This window comes from Bacillus sp. Hm123, from assembly GCF_051842975.2.
Lineage (GTDB): Bacteria > Bacillota > Bacilli > Bacillales > Domibacillaceae > Bacillus_CE.
This window is the reverse complement of sequence record NZ_CM200277.1, coordinates 757087-776014: the sequence shown is the minus strand read 5'-3', so window position 1 is coordinate 776014 and position 18928 is coordinate 757087. Positions and strand designations below refer to the sequence as shown.

At 41.6% G+C, this 18928-nt stretch carries 20 protein-coding genes and 1 riboswitch; of the genes, 5 read left to right on the top strand and 15 right to left on the bottom strand.

The features are described 5' to 3' along the window. Positions 1-80: 80 nt before the first annotated feature. Positions 81-222: riboswitch (cobalamin riboswitch) on the bottom strand. 153 nt (positions 223-375) lie between these two features. Next, entirely contained in the window at positions 376-543 is a 168-nt protein-coding gene (locus ACSVDJ_RS04035; protein WP_439170188.1) for a hypothetical protein, read from the top strand. A gap of 268 nt (positions 544-811) precedes the next feature. On the opposite strand, the gene bioA is transcribed toward ACSVDJ_RS04035, so the two are convergent. Continuing rightward, on the bottom strand, positions 812-2164 hold the full coding sequence (bioA, locus tag ACSVDJ_RS04030; protein WP_439170187.1) for an adenosylmethionine--8-amino-7-oxononanoate transaminase: 1353 nt from the start codon (positions 2162-2164) through the stop codon (positions 812-814). After that, a complete protein-coding gene (gene bioD / locus ACSVDJ_RS04025) occupies positions 2142-2873 on the bottom strand; it encodes a dethiobiotin synthase (protein ID WP_439170186.1) in 732 nt (243 codons plus the stop codon). The genes bioA and bioD overlap by 23 nt, the downstream gene beginning before the upstream one ends. Positions 2874-2974: 101 nt before the next feature. On the opposite strand from bioD, the gene ACSVDJ_RS04020 reads away from it, so the two are divergent. The 3 genes from ACSVDJ_RS04020 to ACSVDJ_RS04010 all read left to right on the top strand — a co-directional run bounded on the left by ACSVDJ_RS04020 (position 2975) and on the right by ACSVDJ_RS04010 (position 6111). Continuing rightward, entirely contained in the window at positions 2975-3535 is a 561-nt protein-coding gene (locus tag ACSVDJ_RS04020; protein WP_439170185.1) for a biotin transporter BioY, read from the top strand. A gap of 94 nt (positions 3536-3629) precedes the next feature. Continuing rightward, positions 3630-4904 (top strand): MDR family MFS transporter, encoded by a 1275-nt coding sequence (locus tag ACSVDJ_RS04015; protein WP_439170184.1) that lies wholly within the window; start codon positions 3630-3632, stop codon positions 4902-4904. A gap of 241 nt (positions 4905-5145) precedes the next feature. After that, positions 5146-6111 carry a GGDEF domain-containing protein gene (locus ACSVDJ_RS04010; protein WP_439170183.1) on the top strand — a complete coding sequence of 322 codons (966 nt, stop codon included), beginning with the start codon at positions 5146-5148 and terminating at the stop codon, positions 6109-6111. A gap of 45 nt (positions 6112-6156) precedes the next feature. Here ACSVDJ_RS04010 and rraA read toward each other — a convergent pair whose 3' ends face one another. The 12 genes from rraA to ACSVDJ_RS03950 form a co-directional block, all read right to left on the bottom strand. After that, positions 6157-6642, bottom strand: coding sequence for a ribonuclease E activity regulator RraA (gene rraA / locus ACSVDJ_RS04005; protein WP_439170182.1), 486 nt, complete (start codon positions 6640-6642; stop codon positions 6157-6159). Between the two features lie 58 nt (positions 6643-6700). Further along, the gene (ccsB, locus tag ACSVDJ_RS04000) at positions 6701-7900 is read right to left on the bottom strand and encodes a c-type cytochrome biogenesis protein CcsB (RefSeq protein WP_439170181.1); all 1200 of its coding nucleotides are present in this window, start codon (positions 7898-7900) and stop codon (positions 6701-6703) included. A gap of 108 nt (positions 7901-8008) precedes the next feature. Then, complete coding sequence (gene aspA, locus ACSVDJ_RS03995) at positions 8009-9445, bottom strand: aspartate ammonia-lyase (protein WP_439170180.1); 1437 nt, start codon at positions 9443-9445, stop codon at positions 8009-8011. 138 nt (positions 9446-9583) lie between these two features. Next, positions 9584-10993 carry a sensor histidine kinase gene (locus ACSVDJ_RS03990; protein ID WP_439170179.1) on the bottom strand — a complete coding sequence of 470 codons (1410 nt, stop codon included), beginning with the start codon at positions 10991-10993 and terminating at the stop codon, positions 9584-9586. A 1-nt stretch (position 10994) separates the two neighbouring features. Then, positions 10995-11720: a response regulator transcription factor gene (locus tag ACSVDJ_RS03985; RefSeq protein ID WP_439170178.1), complete on the bottom strand. Its 726-nt coding sequence runs from the start codon at positions 11718-11720 to the stop codon at positions 10995-10997. A gap of 28 nt (positions 11721-11748) precedes the next feature. Then, positions 11749-12477 carry an ABC transporter permease gene (locus tag ACSVDJ_RS03980; RefSeq protein WP_439170177.1) on the bottom strand — a complete coding sequence of 243 codons (729 nt, stop codon included), beginning with the start codon at positions 12475-12477 and terminating at the stop codon, positions 11749-11751. Positions 12478-12489: 12 nt separating this feature from the next. Continuing rightward, entirely contained in the window at positions 12490-13233 is a 744-nt protein-coding gene (locus ACSVDJ_RS03975; protein WP_439170176.1) for an ABC transporter permease, read from the bottom strand. After that, positions 13234-14139 carry an ABC transporter ATP-binding protein gene (locus ACSVDJ_RS03970; RefSeq protein WP_439170175.1) on the bottom strand — a complete coding sequence of 302 codons (906 nt, stop codon included), beginning with the start codon at positions 14137-14139 and terminating at the stop codon, positions 13234-13236. A 194-nt stretch (positions 14140-14333) separates the two neighbouring features. Then, entirely contained in the window at positions 14334-15164 is an 831-nt protein-coding gene (gene pabC, locus ACSVDJ_RS03965) for an aminodeoxychorismate lyase (protein WP_439170174.1), read from the bottom strand. A gap of 5 nt (positions 15165-15169) precedes the next feature. Beyond that, positions 15170-15757 (bottom strand): aminodeoxychorismate/anthranilate synthase component II, encoded by a 588-nt coding sequence (gene pabA, locus ACSVDJ_RS03960; protein WP_439170173.1) that lies wholly within the window; start codon positions 15755-15757, stop codon positions 15170-15172. 4 nt (positions 15758-15761) lie between these two features. Beyond that, entirely contained in the window at positions 15762-17159 is a 1398-nt protein-coding gene (locus ACSVDJ_RS03955) for an anthranilate synthase component I family protein (protein WP_439170172.1), read from the bottom strand. Between the two features lie 134 nt (positions 17160-17293). Then, positions 17294-17416, bottom strand: coding sequence for a hypothetical protein (locus ACSVDJ_RS03950; protein ID WP_439170171.1), 123 nt, complete (start codon positions 17414-17416; stop codon positions 17294-17296). Between the two features lie 145 nt (positions 17417-17561). Between ACSVDJ_RS03950 and ACSVDJ_RS03945 the strand changes: the two genes are divergently transcribed. Further along, positions 17562-18389: an AAC(3) family N-acetyltransferase gene (locus ACSVDJ_RS03945; RefSeq protein ID WP_439170170.1), complete on the top strand. Its 828-nt coding sequence runs from the start codon at positions 17562-17564 to the stop codon at positions 18387-18389. On the opposite strand, the gene ACSVDJ_RS03940 is transcribed toward ACSVDJ_RS03945, so the two are convergent. Beyond that, on the bottom strand, positions 18352-18864 hold the full coding sequence (locus ACSVDJ_RS03940; RefSeq protein ID WP_439170169.1) for a class I SAM-dependent methyltransferase: 513 nt from the start codon (positions 18862-18864) through the stop codon (positions 18352-18354). The two genes, ACSVDJ_RS03945 and ACSVDJ_RS03940, sit on opposite strands and share 38 nt — an antisense overlap. Positions 18865-18928: the final 64 nt, after the last annotated feature.

Here is an 18928-nt window from a genome sequence, read left to right as displayed (position 1 = left end):
AAACACCTCTACGTAATAGAGGTGTGCAGTGAAAAAGGGTAGATTCTGCCCTTTCACACCACCCTATCCTCGTAGGTTTGTCGGTGCTTGTGATACAGGCAGGTTTTCTGGCTCGTGAAATGAACAATCTCACTCACAGTGGCGGGACCGCGCTGGATTTACACCAGCTTCCCCTTTTAAGAAGCCGCTTTCCATGGCTTCACCTAATCAAGCATATGTATGATTTATTAACACTAATTATACACAATTTTAATCCCACTTCCACGCCCTTTTTCGCTCTTTCAAAAAATCAACGGAAGAAGTTTGAATTTTCCATATGTATCCGCTAGAATACAAGTATAATAGACTACTGTAATTTGAAAGGAGTGGATTCATATGAAATTAGTAATCGTTATCGGATTATTCCTTCTACTAATGGCTACAGGGGTTTACCTAATATTTGGTCTCCGTCAAATCCTAGATTCTCACGAAGCATCAAAAATAGACAAAATACCAAACAACCACTTCACAAAACAAAACGGCGGTCAAGACATTGGCATGTAGTAACTAAAGCGGAGGCGACTGTCCAGACACGACAAGCAAATGTTCTGACGCTGGAAAGGCGTTAGCCTTGTAAGGGGCAGGTTATTTGACTCGAGTGTCTAGGAGGCGCAGCTAGATGATAACTAAAGCGAAAGGCGCTGTTTGGCGACGTATGGACTGGAGCATTCCGCACGAGATAAAGGAAACACGATGAACGTTAGTGAATCGATGTTGACTTATCGCAAGCTGGATAAAAACAATCCGCAGAGACGACCTCTGCGGATTGTTTTTATCGTTGCTGAACAAGCTGAATTTCTTCAATCGCTTGTTTCATGATTTGCCCCATTTGTGTCAGTTCTTCAAAGCTTGTAGCGAGCGGTGGCATGAAAACGATCACGTCACTGAGCGGTCTTGTCAGCATGCCAAGTTCTCGCATTCTTAACGTGGCTTTATACGCAACACGCTCTTCCCACGGAAACGGTTCTTTCGTTTCTTTATCCTTCACAATTTCAATCCCGCACATTAGTCCAAGCTGACGAACATCCCCGACTTGCGGCAATTTGGCAAGTTCAGCTAGGATTTCCTTGACGTATTCGGCTTTTTTAGCCGCTTGATCGACTAATCGCTCTTTTTCAAAAATCTTTAAATTCGCTAAAGCAGCGGCACAGCCGAGCTGATTTCCTGTATAAGAATGTCCATGGAAGAAGGTTTTCATTTCTGTGTAATCCGCATAAAAAGCAGCATAAACTTTTTCCGTTGTTATCGTTGCCGCGATTGGCAAATAGCCCCCGGTGATTCCTTTAGCAACCGTCATAATATCTGGTTGGACGTCTTCATATTCAACAGCAAACATCTTTCCTGTCCGACCGAAGCCTGTCGCTACTTCGTCCACAACAAGTAAAATATCAAACTCGCGGCAAAGTGCTTCCAATGCTTTTAAATACCCCGGTGGCATCATATTCATTCCGCCAGCTCCTTGCATCAGCGACTCGACCATCACACCTGCAATTTCCTCGTGCTTCTCTTCAAATAATTGACGAATCGCCTCAAGTGACTCTCGCTTCACCGTTGCTTCATCGCCAGAAGGATGACGGTATGTTGCCGGGAATGGTACGACGTAAGAGTTAAACATTAGCGAGCTATAGACGCGGTGATAAATATCGATGGCGCCGACACTAATCGCCCCAACCGTATCCCCGTGATAGCCGTTAGACATCGTCACAAATTTCGTTTTCGTCGTTATTCCTTTGTTTTGCCAATATTGATAGGCCATTTTAATGGCAATTTCCACCGCTTCTGCCCCGCTATCCGAGTAAAAGACACGCGTTAGCTTTTCCGGTGCCAGCTTAACTAATTGTTCCGCTAACTCAATCGATGGCACATTAGCCGCCCCTAATAAAGTAGAATGAGCAATTTTATCAAGCTGAGCTTTAATCGCCTCATCAATTTCTGAGCGACGATGACCGTGGACGTTAAGCCAAAGCGAAGAGTAGCCATCTAAATATTCATTGCCGTGAATATCCTTCAACTTGATTCCTTCCCCGCTTTCGATAATAAGCGGCGCTTCTTCATAATCCTTCATTTGCGTAAATGGAAGCCACATATGCTTTTTACTAATGTCATATAGTCTTTTCGTATCCATCAACCTCTACCTCCTGCAATTGTTTGATTCTCCAATTTTCTGTGATTGCTGAACGAGATGCTTCATTCGCTAAATAGCTAGAAATGTTTTGAATGTAAGGAATTGTTCCGATGATTGGCACGTTCGTCAACCGCTCAATCATTTGTCGATTATCTTGCTCGATCGCTTCATCTTCTGGCACCGTGCTTGATAAAATAATGCCCGCCACGTGCAACCCTCTATTTTTTAATGCTTCGACGGTCAGCATCGTATGATTGATCGTCCCTAAGCTCGCTCTAGCCGCTATAATAATTGGAAACTTCAATTCTTCCATGAGGTCAATGATGCAATACCCTTGACGATTAAGAGGAACATACACCCCACCTGCTCCCTCAACGATCAATATTTCCTGATCGCTCGCTTTCTCTTGAATGTTTGTGACCACTTCTTCAATCGGAATGACCACTCCCTCTTGCTCTGCCGCTAAATGAGGAGAACTTGCCATTTTGTATAAGTAGGTAGATAACTCTTGATCTTTAAGTTCTGGCAACAATTGATAGATTGCCGCATCAGGAGCAATCAACTTTCCTTCTCGTTCTTCTGCCCCACTTTGTACTGGCTTATAAGGATAAACATCGACCCCTTTTTGTAAAAGAGCATGGGTCAGCAACAGCGTGGCAATCGTTTTTCCGGCGTCTGTATCCGTTCCAGTCAAAAAAATTCCAGACATGTCCATCATCCTCCTGAAAAAAGTGTTAACTATATTTACAAAAATGTTAACATATGAAAAAATATTAGACAATGATATTTTTTAAAAGGAGGATCACTTATATGAAAGCGAATCAAATTGTGTTGTGTGCTTTGTTTGCGGCTTTAATGGCTGTTGGCGCCAATGTATCACCATTTTTAACCATTGGGGGTGTACCTGTAACATTACAATTATTATTTGCTATTATGGCTGGAGGGTTATTAGGTAGTCGTTTAGGGGCTTGGTCGATGATCGCCTATATGTTTATCGGACTAGCAGGCGCTCCGGTGTTTGCTCAATTTAAAGGAGGGCCCGCTAGCTTATTGAGTCCAACATTCGGTTTCGTTATTTCTTTTATTTTTGTTGCTTATGCTGTAGGAAAATGTCTTGAGCACAACCAGCAAAAAAAGAACTATATCTTTGCTGGGTTACTCACTTTGCTACTTAACTATGGAATTGGCACTAACTTTATGTATGCCGCATTTCAATGGTGGGTTGAGGCTCCAGAAGGATTCAGTTATACGATGGCTTGGATGTGGATGGCCGCCTACCTCCCACTCGATACCATCGTGATCCTTTCATCTTTAGCCACCTTACCTAAACTGCGAAATGCCTTGAAACAACGTAAGATCCGAACTGTCTAATCAAGGAACACTTTAAGAGGGTTGCAGACCCTCTTTTTATTTTTTACTTTTATATGTATAGTAGATATATGTTGGTACTTTAGGAGTGAAATAGATGAGAATTCGAGAGTGGGATCAAAGTTTGAAAGTACGTCTGTTAGGTGAAGGAATTATGAATGTGACGTTTTGGATGTTCTTTCCCTTTCTTGCCATCTATTTTGCAGATGAATTTGGAAAAGGTACGGCCGGGCTATTACTTATTCTTTCGCAAATCTTTTCGGTAATGGCCAATTTAATTGGTGGATACTGTGCAGATCGCTTTGGCCGCAAATATATGATGATCCTCGCCGCCATTGGACAAGGCGCATCCTTTTTGCTGTTTGCCTTCGCTAATTCTCCTTCATATCAATCGGCTCTGCTCGGCTTTATCGCCTTTTCGATTGCTAGTGTGTTCGGCTCGCTTTATTGGCCAGCAAGCCAAGCGATGGTTGCAGATGTCGTTGAAGAAAAAGATCGTAGTGACGTATTTGCTGTTTTCTATACATCGCTTAATATAGCTGTTGTTCTCGGTCCCATTCTTGGAGGGATCTTTTTCTTTAGCTACCGCTTTGAATTAATGCTTTTCGCCGCATTCGTCTGCTTCGCTCTCGCTTTTATTCTATTTAAATGGACAGAAGAAACAGCTCCTGCTTCGCAAAAAGAACGCTCGCTCAAAGGAGACACATGGTTTGGCGCGATATTAGCACAGATGAAGGATTATCGAGTGATTGCTAACGACAAGCTATTTATGCTCTTTGTCATCGCTGGTATTTTAAGCGCTCAAACATTTATGCAGTTGGACCTATTGATTCCGGTTTATACGAAGGAAGTCATCGATGTACAATCGATTGTGTCCATTGGTGACTGGAACTTAGACATTACAGGAGAAAAAGCATTTGGTCTACTAATCTCAGAAAATGGACTACTTGTTGCCTTATTAACCGTCGTCATCTCAAAATGGGCGACTCGCTTTCAGGAAAAAAATATTTTCGCCCTCTCTTCCATTTTGTATGCGTTATCAATGTGGATGTTCGGTCTAACAGAATGGTTCTGGGGCTTAGTCATAGCTATGGGAGTTTTTACATTTGGCGAATTAATGATCGTCGGCTTGCAGCAAAGCTTCATCTCTAAGCTCGCACCAGTAGAGATGCGCGGACAATATTTCGCCGCCGCAAGTCTTCGCTACACACTCGGGCGAACGATCGCACCGATTTCGATTCCAATGACCGTTTGGATTGGATTTCTATGGACATTTACCATTTTGGCATTGCTCGCGCTTGTTAGTTCTGGCATTTATTACTATATGTTTGTTAAATATGAACAGCAACGGATGGGACAATCGATGGGATGATAAAGAGATCTTCATTTCACGTAAAGACAATATCTTTCAGCCTTCCATAGAACCTTCAGGTAAACTCAAGATCTCCTCGTCAATATTTACATATACTTTACAATCACAATGAACAAACTATTGTAAAATTAGGTCAAAGGATATATGTCATATAGAATATTCACCTACAAAAAGATCATCGATTAAAGTTTCACTATATAAGGAGTTGATTAGAGTGAGTTGCTACATAGGAGAAATTGCTATGAGCGTTCCTCAGTTTCAGGCAAACACAAACAGTTCCCATATTTACGATGTTTTCGAAAAGGATTCCTTATTAGAAGGTATTGTCGTCATGGAACAAGACAATCCTATAGGAATCGTCATGAAAACTAACTTTTACCAAAAACTATCCTCGAAGTATGGCTTAGCTTTGTACATGGGTAAACATATTAGCTTAGTGACAACAAAGAACCCTCTAATTGTTGATTACTTTACACCTATTACAGAAGTTAGCTCTTTAGCGATGGCACGTGAATTAAACAAATTATATGACTTAGTATTAGTGAAGAAAAACGGTCAGTTTTATGGAGCTATCAATATCAAAAACTTATTAATTAAAATTGCAGAGGAACAAGTTCGCATTGCTACGAATATGAATCCGCTTACAGGGTTACCAGGAAATACACTGATCAAAGAAAATTTAATCGACACGCTTAATAATCAATCGGAATTTTCCATATTATATGCCGATTTAGATCAATTCAAAGCTTATAATGATGTATATGGTTTTTCTAAAGGTGACGATTTACTACGAGAAACGGCAAATATTTTAAATAAATCTGTTTTGTTAAATGAAAAGGGGTTTGTCGGGCATATTGGCGGAGATGATTTTATCGCCATTCTTCCCCATTACCAATACCACTCCATTTGTGACTCAATTATTCAAGAGTTTAACTTAGCCATTAAGAAATTCTTTAATGAGAAAGATTTGGAAAACGAGTACGTAATGGTGAAAAACCGCAAAGGAATTATGGAAAAAACCGCTCTCACCGCCATTTCTGTTGCGGTGGTCACCAATCAAGATAGAAATTTTTCCTCTATTGAGGAGCTTAGCGAGGAAGCTGCGCGAATGAAAGGCATTTGCAAGCGTTCTACGGACAGCTGCTATTTAAGTAACACTGACAAAAACCAGCCAACTGTTCGCTGCGAGTACGGAGTTGGCTGCTGATATAAAAACAGGCTGGAGCTTATCCCCAGCCTGTTTTTATATCTACTACTTCTTTACTGGCAGTTCGCTTTTTGCAATAATGATGCCATCTTCATCCGCATAAACATAGTGACCTGGTTTCCAATCAACATCGCCAAATTGAACGAGGGTGTTGCTTTCCCCTTCACCTTTTTTGACGCTTTTCAGTGGGTTACTACCTATAGCCATCACACCGATGTTTTGTTCGGCAAGGTCAGCCGTGTCGCGGACGCAACCATAGACGATAATCCCTGATAGTTTACGCTCTTCAGCAATCGCTCCAAGGCGATCCCCTAATAAAGCACAATTTCTCGATCCACCACCATCAACCACTAGAACGTTCCCTGCTGGAATCGTTTCTAATGCTTGTTTGACGAGTACATTATCTTCAAATACTTTGACTGTAGAGATAGGGCCGGAAAAACGCTTTTTCCCCCCATAAGATTTCATTTCTAGCTTACATACCTTTAATTGGTCGGCAAAGTCATCACATAAATCAGCTGTTTTGATCATTGAAACCTCCCCTTTCCTCATCGTCTTACTTATTCGACAATTTCTCGTTTTTTCCTCTTTATGCGTAGGAATGCAAACCAGATATGACTAAGTTAACGAATACTTGGTTGAACATAATAATACCAAAACCAATGATTGTCATCCAAGCCGTTTTTTCTCCTTCCCAACCACGTCCAATCCTCAAGTGTAATAAAGCGGCGTAGAACAAGAAGGTGATAAGCGCCCATACTTCCTTCGGGTCCCAGCCCCAAAAGCGACTCCAAGCCATCTGCGCCCAAATCATCGCAAACACAAGGCCGCCGAGGGCAAATAGCGGAAAACCGACGACAACCGCTCGGTAAGAAATTTCATCCATTAAGTCTTCATTGACTTTGCTCGTCCATGGTTTCAGTAAAACGAAAATTTTCTTTCTTGTGATCAAACGAATAAGTACATACAAAATCGTGCCAGTGACAAATGACCAAAGAACCGTATTTAGTTTTCGAGCGTCGATACTTGCCGAAATTTCGATGAAGCCATTTTTTTGATTCGTCTCTTCATAGCGATTATCACCCTTCTTGTTAACGACAACAGCATTGTTCGGAGCTGTTATCGCAGGCAAAGTGTATTCGGCCACTTCGACTTGTTTTTTCTGATTTTCGAATTGCATATGCTTAGAATAGCCTGCTATGTTAAAGGCAGTAGTAATCGTAATAAATCCGACAACGACGACTAGAAAATACATGACTAACTCTAAAAAGAAAGGTCGCTTCCCTTTTTCTTTCGGATCGATCGTTTTTAATAAATAAATGACCCCCGTCACAAAAGAAATCGATAAGACAGAACTCGCGAACGCAACCGTGATGACATGGATCGTTAGCCATTCACTTTGTAACGCCGGAATGAGCGGTGACACATCTTTAGAGAAAGCATTTGCGTAACCGAGCACAAGCAAAGCAATCGGCAAGACAAACAAGCCAATGACAGATTGACGATACATAAAATAAATAATTAAAAAACTTCCTACTAGCATAATGCCGAAGAACGTCATAAATTCATATAAATTACTGACAGGTGCATGTCCAGCAGCGTACCATCTAGTGATAAAGTAAAAGATTTGCAAAACGAACCCTACTGCCGTAAGCGATATGCCTATTTTAGAAAACAAGCTCTTTTTTGATTTGACTGCGAGCGCTAAAGGAATAATAGCGATTAAATACAAAATAAAAGACACATATAACGACGTACTGCTCCATTGAATGATAGATGTTGTAGACATTTTCACTCTCTCCTATGTATGTTTATTTATATTCCACCATACCACGTTTCTCCCATCCCTACTATTCAGAATACTCAAAAAAGCTGCCCAACTGGACAGCTTTTTTCTTTAAGACTGACTTTTTTCTTTCAACAGCTCTTTTCCTGATATACCAGGATCAGTCATTTCATATGGGTGTAAGATGATATCGAGTTGCTCATGAGTCAGTACACCGCGAGCGACGCAAATGTCACGGACCGATTTGCCAGTGTCGATCGCTTCTTTAGCGATGGAAGCAGCAATCTCGTAGCCGACGTGCGGGTTGATCGCTGTAATGATACCGACGCTATTGTTGACGTAGTTTTCCATCCGTTCCACATTGGCTTGAATGCCTTCAAGACAATATTGACGGAACACTGTAAAGACGTTAGTCATAACTTTAACTGATTGCAATAGGTTGAAAACAAGCACAGGCTCCATCACGTTTAGCTCAAATTGACCTGCTTCAGAAGCGAGGCAAATTGTATGGTCGTTGCCGATTACTTGGAACGCCACTTGGTTTAGCACTTCTGCCATTACCGGGTTGACTTTCCCTGGCATGATTGATGAGCCCGGTTGACGCGCTGGCAATGTAATTTCTGCTAAGCCAGCTCTCGGACCAGATGCCATCATTCGCAAGTCGTTCGCCACTTTTGACATATTCATCATACAAACCTTTAAAGCCGCAGACACTTCTAAATAACAGTCCGTATTTTGTGTAGCATCTACTAAATGAGACGCCTTGACGATTGGGAAGCCACTGTTTGTCGCTAAATATTCGACGACTTTTTCAATATAAAGTGGCTCGGCATTCAAGCCCGTACCAACAGCCGTCGCTCCCATATTCACTTCGTATAAATGCTGCAAAGACATTCCCACGCGATCAATGTCACGGCTTAAGACACGCGCATAAGCTTCAAATTCTTGTCCTAGTCGAATCGGCACCGCATCTTGCAAATGAGTACGTCCCATTTTTAATATATGATTAAATTCTAATGCTTTATCATGAAATGCTGCATGTAGCTGTTCCATCACTTCAAGCAGAATTTTTACTTTTTCAATAACGGCGATATGAATCGCTGTTGGGAAAGCATCATTCGTCGATTGCGCCATGTTCACATGAGAGTTTGGCGAAACGACTTTATAATTCCCTTTTTCTTGTCCTAAAATTTCTAGCGCTCGATTGGCGATTACTTCATTGGCATTCATATTGATCGACGTTCCCGCTCCACCTTGAATCGGGTCGACAATAAATTGATCATGAAGCTGTCCGACGATCACTTCCTCTGCTGCTTGAATAATGGCCGCAGCCGTTTTTTCATCTAACGAACCAATATCCTTATTGGCTTGTGCCGCTGATTTTTTGACAATGCCTAACGCTTTAATTAAGCTTTCATCAATTCGATAACCGGTAATCGGAAAGTTCTCTACTGCTCGTAACGTTTGTACTCCATAATAAGCATGGGCAGGCACTTCTTTTTCCCCTAAAAAATCTTTCTCCAACCGAAACAATGGTTGCTCTGACATAGAAGTCACTCCTTAGTATATGTATATCCTTACGAACCGGACAATGTGAATAAAATGGAGAATATCTCCCAATTCCATCTTACCATTATTATTTACGGAAAAGTACCTAGAAAATTTCGAAATAACAAAAACAACCTGTTACTGTTTTAATAGAATACTCACTTTTGTTCCTTGGTCAACAATACTTGTAACAACGATCGTTGCTCTGTGATTATCAAATACTTGCTTAGCAATGGCCAGTCCAAGCCCGGAACCTTTATGCGATTCTCCAGTATTCGTACCTCTGTAGTATCTGGTAAATAACTTTTCTAACTCCTCTTCTGGAATCCCCTTACCGAAATCTTCAATCTCTATCACCGCTTGTTTTTTATTATTCACTTTAAACCTTACATAAATAGGCGTGTCTGGCGGATTATGCACGATCGCGTTAAAAAGCAAATTTGTCAATGCTCGTTTCCATAATGTTCGATCTAAGCGATGCATATAACGATCGGTATCCGCTTCAAATTCAAGTGGAATATCTTCATATAACGGATGGTTCAAAATATCAATGACCGTTTCTTGAAGCACTTCGACTATATTCTCTTCTTTTTTGTAAATCATATTAGCTATATGTTGCAGCTTATACGTCATATTTAAATCATCAATTAATTGACTGATATACTCTGATTTATGATAGATAATTTCTGCATACGCTTGTCTTTCTTCTTCCTTTACCTTATACGTCGGATTAACTAAAATTTCTGAATAACCTTTAACGGAAGCAAGCGGCGTTTTAATGTCATGAGTAATATTCGCTACCCATTCTTCACGCATTTGTTCCATCTTCTTGCGTTCTCTTTCATTGGCAAGCAACGTAACAGACAGTTCATTTAAATTATGAAACACATCTTTGTACAGCCCTTTTTCTTGCAAAGTATGTGCGTAATTCCCTTTGGCAAACTCCCGAACCCCATCTGTTATCGCTAGCATTGGTTTCGTCAGGCGGCGACTAATTAAATAGCCAAACATGGAAGCGATGATCACGATGACAGAGGTCGCTACTAAAAAGAGCCGTACTACATCTTCCCACCACTTTTCTCCTGAGAACACATAGCTCGTTGTCGCCACTTGTTCAAAGGGGTAGCCGATAATATAACTAAACTTTCGATCACCTTTATCAAGCTTGGACACAAAAATCGTTGAATCAGCGATAGCCCCATCGAATTTATATGAAAAAATCAACTCGCCTGGGGTATAATGGCTCGGAACTTCTTCTGGTTGATAGCGACTGTATACTTCGTTACCGTTCTCATCTAGTATTTGAATCCATAACTTCTCTTTTTTCAACTCCGCTAACTTATCAGCTGGAATGATGAATGTTCCGTTTTCATATTGAATATTCTTTCCGAATTCTAACGTATAATTGACCGGATTATCTTCAGGTGTATAAAGACCCTTTGCTTTATTTATAATAAGGGCCATATTAATTATCATAAAAGCCAACAAAGAAAGAACAATCGTTAAAATGATCGCCGTCAAGAATTGGCCAGTCAACTTCCATCTCATCTTAATTTCCCCTAGTGTTCAATTTATAACCGAGCCCTTTAACTGTGCGAATCCACTTTGGTTTTCCTGGTTCACACTCTAGCTTTTCACGTAAATGCCGAATATGCACCATGATGGTGTTATCGTGACCCACATACTCTTCGCCCCATACAGCATCACAAATTTTCGTTTTGCTTAAGATTTGATTCGGGTGATCAGCTAGAAATAACAGTAACTGTAGCTCTTTCGCTGTCAATTGTACTTCTGCACTGTTCTTTTTCACTTCACCTGTTCGCTTATTTATTTCAACTTCTCCAAACATGAGCACCTCTTTATTGATCCGCATTTCTTCAGGGTAATAAGAACTTCTTCTTAACTGTGCTTTCACACGAAAAGCCACCTCTTTCGGACTAAAAGGCTTAGTAACATAATCATCTCCGCCAATTCCAAGACCTAGTAACTTATCAATATCATCCGACTTTGCGGATAAAAAAATAATCGGAACAAGAGAAAACTCCCTGATTTTTTTACAGACTTCATAGCCTTCCATATCAGGGAGCATAATATCAAGCACGACAGCATCAGGCTGACAGTTTCTGCACAAGTCAAGTCCTTCTGCTCCTGTAGCCGCTTTCCAAATATGTTGAAACCCTTCTTTTTGCAAAATTGTTTCTAGCAAATTTAAAATTTCTATTTCGTCATCGATTAGCAAAATGTTTTTATTAGCCAATTCATTCATCGAGATCATCTAGCTTCATCCTTTATATGTATGATAGCTATATTATATCTTTGGAGCGAAAACGCGCCAACCCAACAAAGAAGAGGATCGCAAGCATACCAATGGAAAGGCCATACATAATCGTTGCCTTCACGCCTAAATCTGCTGGATTAGCTAACGCTGACGTCATCGGATAAGACCACGGGTAATAAATCCAAAAGCGCTCCGATTGACCAATCATAATCGCTGGTAGTGACAAGCCAATCCCAATCCCAAGCGGAATGCCTGTATGCCCGAAACGATAGCTAAAGAAAAACAATACCGAGATCATTGGAAAGCTAGCAACAAAATATTTGACTAACTGCTTGAATAGATCAAAAGCAGGGAAAGCTCCCGCTTGTGGAAACGTCGCTCCGCCAATCCAAATGCCAATATACAACACGACTAAACTAAAAAATAAAATTCCCATACTGATAAAAAATTTGACACAGTACACACTTGTCCGCGATACCGGTAAAGCTAACAACTGCTTCCACCCCTCCCCTGAATGCTCGACTCTCGCAATCATGGCAATCACGACAGCCGCAAGCAATGGATACACCAGCCATGAAAATAAAACCATTGAACCGATAAAATATATTTCATAAACAGGATCTTTCCCACCTTCTAGGGTAGCGCTTGTGAAAAATTTTCCTTGTATAACTGCAAACATCGGCAAAGCAATGGCAAGCAAGATCAACTTTGAATGCTTGAGCTTCAACCATTCCGCTTTCCATAAATTCATCATCTATACTCCTCCCTATAAAATATCCTTTTTCTGAAACTGTAAACTACCGATCAATAAGAACAATGTAGCGAACAACAATGAATACATAAATACTCCTGACGGCTCGGTTAAACGACCATCCGCCAAATTAATATAGGAATATGGTAAAATTTTAGCTGACATCTCAGAGTGAAAGGACAGTATAGTTCCACAGATTAACCCACCAAAAGCAATCGCCACCGGGTAAATTAGGTTTTTCATCCACGAACTAAGCCACTGCTGCAGTGCAATCACTGCGAGTGCCAGCACGATTTGATTGACAACATACATTCCGTAGCCGCTCCAATCTACTGCCTCTGGAAACTCCATAATTTTTCCGACTAATACTAGCCCCGCCGTATTCAAAACAATCAACAGTGATGTGTACATCAACCCAGCCAGCCATTTGGACAAATACACGGAACTTTTATGTACAGGCATACTGAGCAGTGATTTCCATGAATTTTGCTGATGCTCCACTTGGAAAATAAAGAAGAAAATGATTGAGATAAATAATGGTAAAAATACGCCCCAACCAAGGGTGCCATGATTTTCAAACAGTAAAACATCCCACGAACTTTCCCCTTTCTCTGCTATGCTCATTAAGTAGTCATAACGTAGGTTCATATCTAAAAACATCGCCAATGTCGTACCTGATGGAATGATTAATAGAAAAAGCAAAAGAAAGCCACGTTTTTGCTTTTGCAATTCCGTTTTTAATAATGTGGCGATACCCATTTATTCCACCGCCTCCGTTGTCATATCTAGGAAAATACTTTCCAGAGATGTTTTCTGCGTAAAAATCGCATTGACATCAAGCCCACTGCCGACCAATTCCCGATTAATGTCCGCTGGCTTCACCGCTTGTCCAATTCGGATAAAATCCCCTTCATCTGTAAATGAATATCCTTTGTTTTGCAATAGCTTAACAGCATCCTGCTTCGGTACCGCTTGCACCATTAGCGCAGCACTTTGCTTGCGGCGTAATTCATCCAACGTCCCTTGAAAAAGCAGCTGCCCTTTATTAATAATCCCAATATGTGTAGCGATCAGTTCAATTTCACTTAAAATATGGCTAGAGATTAACACAGTGATACCATATTTCTTAGGCAAACTTTTAATTAAATCACGAATTTCTAGAATTCCCGCCGGGTCCAAGCCATTTGTCGGTTCATCAAGAATGAGTAAATCCGGTTTTCCTAATAAAGCTTGAGCAATACCAAGACGCTGCTTCATCCCAAGTGAAAACTGCTTCACCTTCTTTTTCTTCACGTCTGTTAAACGAACAATTTCTAATACGCGATCAATTTCTTCTTTGCTTACTCCAAGGATTTGCCTTGTAATCTCTAAATTTTCATAAGCCGTCAAATGGCCGTAATACGAAGGGGATTCAACTAAAGAGCCGACCCGTTTTAAAATCTCTATCCGATGGGTGCGAATCGACTGACCAAACACCTCCACGTCTCCTTTGGTCGGCTGTATAAGGCCGAGTAATGTGCGGATGGTCGTTGATTTCCCTGCTCCATTCGGCCCTAGAAAGCCGTAAATGCCCCCTTTCGCCACCTGTAAATTCACGTGATTCACAGCTAAAAAACTACCGAACTTCTTTGTCAGTTCACGCGTTTCTATCATCCATTCAGTCATTTGTATTCCCTCCTATTTTTCATTCTGTTTTTAGTTTACAATTCCAAGCTTAAGCAAGGATTTGCTGAACCTTAAGATTGCCTTAAGTTTGTATCAACAGAGCGGATTTCAGGAGAAGGATTCAAAAATCAATAAAAATACCCCATAAATGTTAGTTTGATGTCTAACATTTATGGGGCAGTTCGTTAGGGTTTTTATGTCCAACGCTGATAATCTTCATAAAGGAGCTTAGTCATTTGACCTTCTTTACCCGGAAATGTCTTGCCGTCTAGCAAGTAGACAGGTGCGATTTCCTGCACAGAATTAGTAAAAAAGATTTCATCGGCTGTCATCAATTCTGCTAAAGTGTACAAGCCTTCTTCTACAGGAATTTGCAACTCTTTTGCCCGCTTTAATAAAAACATTCGAGTGATGCCGTTTAAAATGCCTGTATCAAGAGCTGGTGTAAAAAGCGTCCCTGCCTTCACCCAAAAAATATTAGATACTACACCTTCTGCGACATAGCCTTCTTTTGTTAAGAAAAGACCTTCTTTTGCTGGATCAGCACCAACTTCACGTTTAGCGGCAATGTTATTAAAGTAATGATGAGACTTCATTCGAAATTCAGTCTCCGGCGTATTGCGGCGCAGGTTCAGTACAACCGCTTCTTTCTCCGTCATCTCAGAAGATGGGACAACAGGGCGTTGAAAAGCCATGATGGTCGGTTGACTGAAAGGTTCAACTTGTGGCCCCATCGCTCCTTCCCCTGCTGAAATATTCAATCGCACAGAGGAATGAGGAAGCTTATTTTTCTCACAAAGTGCTGTGATGATTTCCAACGCATCCTCTGTTGTAATCGGGCAATCAATTTGCATTTCATGTAAGCCTTGCTGCAATCTTGCCATATGATTTTCTAATAAAAATGGTCGTCCTTCATACGTTCTGATGGTCTCGAATACACCGAGCCCATAAAGAAAACCATGATCAAATGGCGAAATCCTCGCTTCTTCTTTCGGGATTAATTTCCCGTTTAGAAAAATATACATCTTTTTTACATCTCCATCGCCGCTCGACGATAGCGACGGATAAAGCTTTGGAGCATCTCTTTTCCCCCATACGTCATAATCGACTCTGGATGAAACTGCACGCCTTCGATCGGGAGCTCTTTATGACGAATCGCCATAATTTCACCTTCTGCTGTCCAAGCAGAAATGTCAAAGCAATCGGGCAATGTTTCTTTTTTGACAATGAGGGAATGATAGCGCGTCGCCGGAAATGGATTCGGTAGCCCTTCAAAAATTGTCTGACCGTCATGCGACATATCCGATGTTTTTCCGTGCATCAGTCGCTCTGCTTGTACGACTTCAGCTCCAAATACTTGAGCAATTGACTGTTGGCCAAGGCACACACCAAAAATCGGAATCTCTCCGGCAAACGCTTGAATCGCTTCTAAGCTAACCCCCGCCTCATTCGGCGTACACGGCCCAGGTGAAATCATTAAATAATCCGGTGCCATGTCTCGAATTTCTTCAATCGTAATCTCATCATTGCGCTTCACGACGAGTTCCTCGCCAAGCTCCCCCAAATATTGCACAAGATTGTATGTAAAAGAATCGTAATTATCAATCATCAAAATCACTCTTTCATTCCTCCACTCTTTTACTCTCTGCCATTTCTTTCGCTTTCCAAACGGCTACAGCTTTTTTCAGTGACTCTTTGTATTCGTTTTTCGGATCGGAGTCGATGACAACACCAGCTCCTGCTTGGACATGGCATTGTCCGTCTTTCACAAGCATTGTACGAATGACAATGTTCAGTTCCATATCCTTGTTAAATCCGAGCCAACCGATTGATCCCGTATAAATGCCGCGACGTACTGGTTCTAGTTCTTCAATAATTTCCATCGTGCGAATTTTTGGCGCTCCCGTAATCGTGCCCCCAGGAAAGACCGCTTCGATCACATCGGCATTTGTTTTCCCTTCCGCTAATTCGCCGCGGACGTTGGAGACGATATGCTGAACGTGGGAATATTTTTCGATCACCATAAATTCATTTACTTCCACCGTTCCATATTTACTCACTCGACCGAGGTCGTTGCGCTCTAGGTCGACAAGCATCACATGTTCTGCGCGCTCTTTCTCATTTTCAATTAACTCGTTAGCTAATCGTAAATCCTCCGCTTCGTCTTTTCCACGAGAACGAGTGCCGGCGATTGGACGCGTACTCAATTCAGAACCTGCTTTTTTGACTAATAATTCAGGTGAGCCTGAGACGATTTGAAAATCAGGCGTGTGGATATACCCCATATACGGAGAAGGGTTTAACGCTCGTAACTCTTCATACACAGCGAGCGCTGGTACCGTTAACTCGCGAGACTGGCGTACCGATAAGTTCACTTGAAACACATCACCTTGAGAAATGTAGTGTTGTGTTTTTTCAATCGCTTTTTTAAATGAGTCTTCTGAAAAAGAAACGGATAACTCTTGATTTGCTGGTGTGGCCGGTGAATAAGGTTGATTTTCAACGACAGTTGTCCAACTTTTTTCTATCTGATCTAACGTTTCCTCACTAGTCAAGGTCATCAACCATAACTGCTCGGTTTGATGATCGAACACCGCCCACTCATCAAACACAAGAAAATAAATGAGTGGTAATCTAAGATCATCAGCCGCTTGCTCCGGTAGCTTCTCAATGTAGCGAGCATAATCATAGCTAATATAGCCAATCGCTCCGCCTTGAAAGTCTGGTAGCCCCTCCACTTTCGGTAGCTCAAATGACTTCATCCATCGTTCTAATTCATGAAGTGGAACCCCTTGACGATTTTCTTGACCGTTAGATGTCTCAATTTGAATCCCATCGTCTGTTGATTGCACGATTGCAAACGGCGACAAACCAGCAATACTTAAACGTCCACCACGCCCACTTTCTAAAATGACATGATGAGACTGATCGACAGTTAACGCTTTATATTGATGAAAAAATTGTTCTTTCGTATAAGGAATCGTTCGGTAAAATACACGTTGATTGTTCACTTGCTTCATCCTTTTTTAAGTAGTGTTTTGCTAAACGGGGGTTTCCGCTTTTCTTTGTCCAGCTGCGCCTCCTTGGAGCTCGAGGTCAGATGTCAGCCTGACTGCATGGCTGCATGGCTGGAGAACGCCATTTCGTCAGTCCGTCATCTGCTTGTCACTCCAGAACAGTCGGCTCCGCTTTTCTTTGTCCAGCTGCAATCCCCAGCGACTAGTGGACTTCCACGATCCTCCTTGCGATAAGTCAACATCGATTCACTGACGTTCATCGTGTTTCCTTTATCTCGTGCGGATGACTCCAGCCCATACGCCGCTGAACAGCGCCTTCCGCTTTTCTTATCATACTAAATTTTTCTCTTTCAAAAAAGATTCATATATAATAGAAGAAACTAAATGTTGTGTGGGGGAATGTTTATGGCAAGTAAGGATTTGATTGGTGAGACGAAATCGTTAATTACAAGAGAAACGTTAGTGAAAGATTTGCACGCTCTTGGGTTGAAGGCTGGTGACCATGTGATCACTCACTCTTCTTTGCGCTCGATTGGCTGGGTCGCTGGTGGTGAGATTGCAGTGATTCAAGCATTGATGGATACAATGACTGTGGAAGGCTCTCTAGTCATGCCTGCTCAAACGACTCATAACACAGATCCGAAGCATTGGAAAAACCCGCCTGTTCCTGAGGAGTGGTGGCCGAGCATTCGTTTTATGATGCCCGCTTATCTTCCTGAAGTTACCCCAACTCTTGGAATGGGAAAAATCCCCGAAGCATTTCGTAGTTTTCCTGACGTCAGGCGCAGTCTTCATCCCTCTTGTTCGTTTACCGCTTGGGGAAAACAAGCTGATTGGATTGTTAGCGATCATGCTCTCGATTTTCCATTTGGTGATCATTCACCACTCGCTAAGCTGTACGAGTTAGACGCCTCGATTCTTTTTATCGGTACGAATTATAGTTCCTGTACAGCCATGCATTTAGGTGAATTTCGTTCAAAAGATGGGCGCCCTGTATTTGAACAAGGTTCCGCTATGCTTGAACACGGCGAACGGGTGTGGAAAACGTATCAAGAATTAGAAGAATACTCCGACCGCTTTCAAGACGTCGGCGCTGCGTTTGAACAATCACATCATGTCCATACCGGAAATATTGGGCAAGCAACTTGTAAAGTAATCAAGCTTCGACCGTTAGTGGACTTCACATCTGAGTATTTCAATAACCTTTCAAAGCAACAAACCGATTCACTTTAACCGGGAGCTTTTTAACCTTTTTTAGCTCATCCCATCCTTGAAGAGCCACTTCTTCACGGGAGCAAGCAGTGATTTGCTGAACAAAAATTGCTTCAAAGCCGATTTCGCGAAGCAGATCCCAGTAGTCAGGCAAGCTTTTCTTGTAGACGAATGTTCCAGCTTGACGAAGGGTGTCTAACTCGGCTAAGTCCGCCACTAAGCGGCCACCTGGCTTTAACTGGGCAAAAATCTGCTTTAATAATATTTCTACTCCTTCTTTTTTATGAAGATTTAAGCTCGTTAACGCAATGTCAAACGTCCGATTTTTTGCTAAAAGAGCGGGCGTCACATTCACATTTGCTTTTGCTAATTCTGATAACAAAGCTGTATTTCCACCGATATATAAAACGTTTTCCCCTTTTTTCACATTCGCTGTATCAAAAAAACTCGCACCGGAAATTGTCCACACTACTTGCTCATCTATTATCGCTGTCATTTTTTTCTCCTCCTTCTAAATAAAAAAACCTCTTCGATAAGAAGAGGTTCATCATTCATCACTC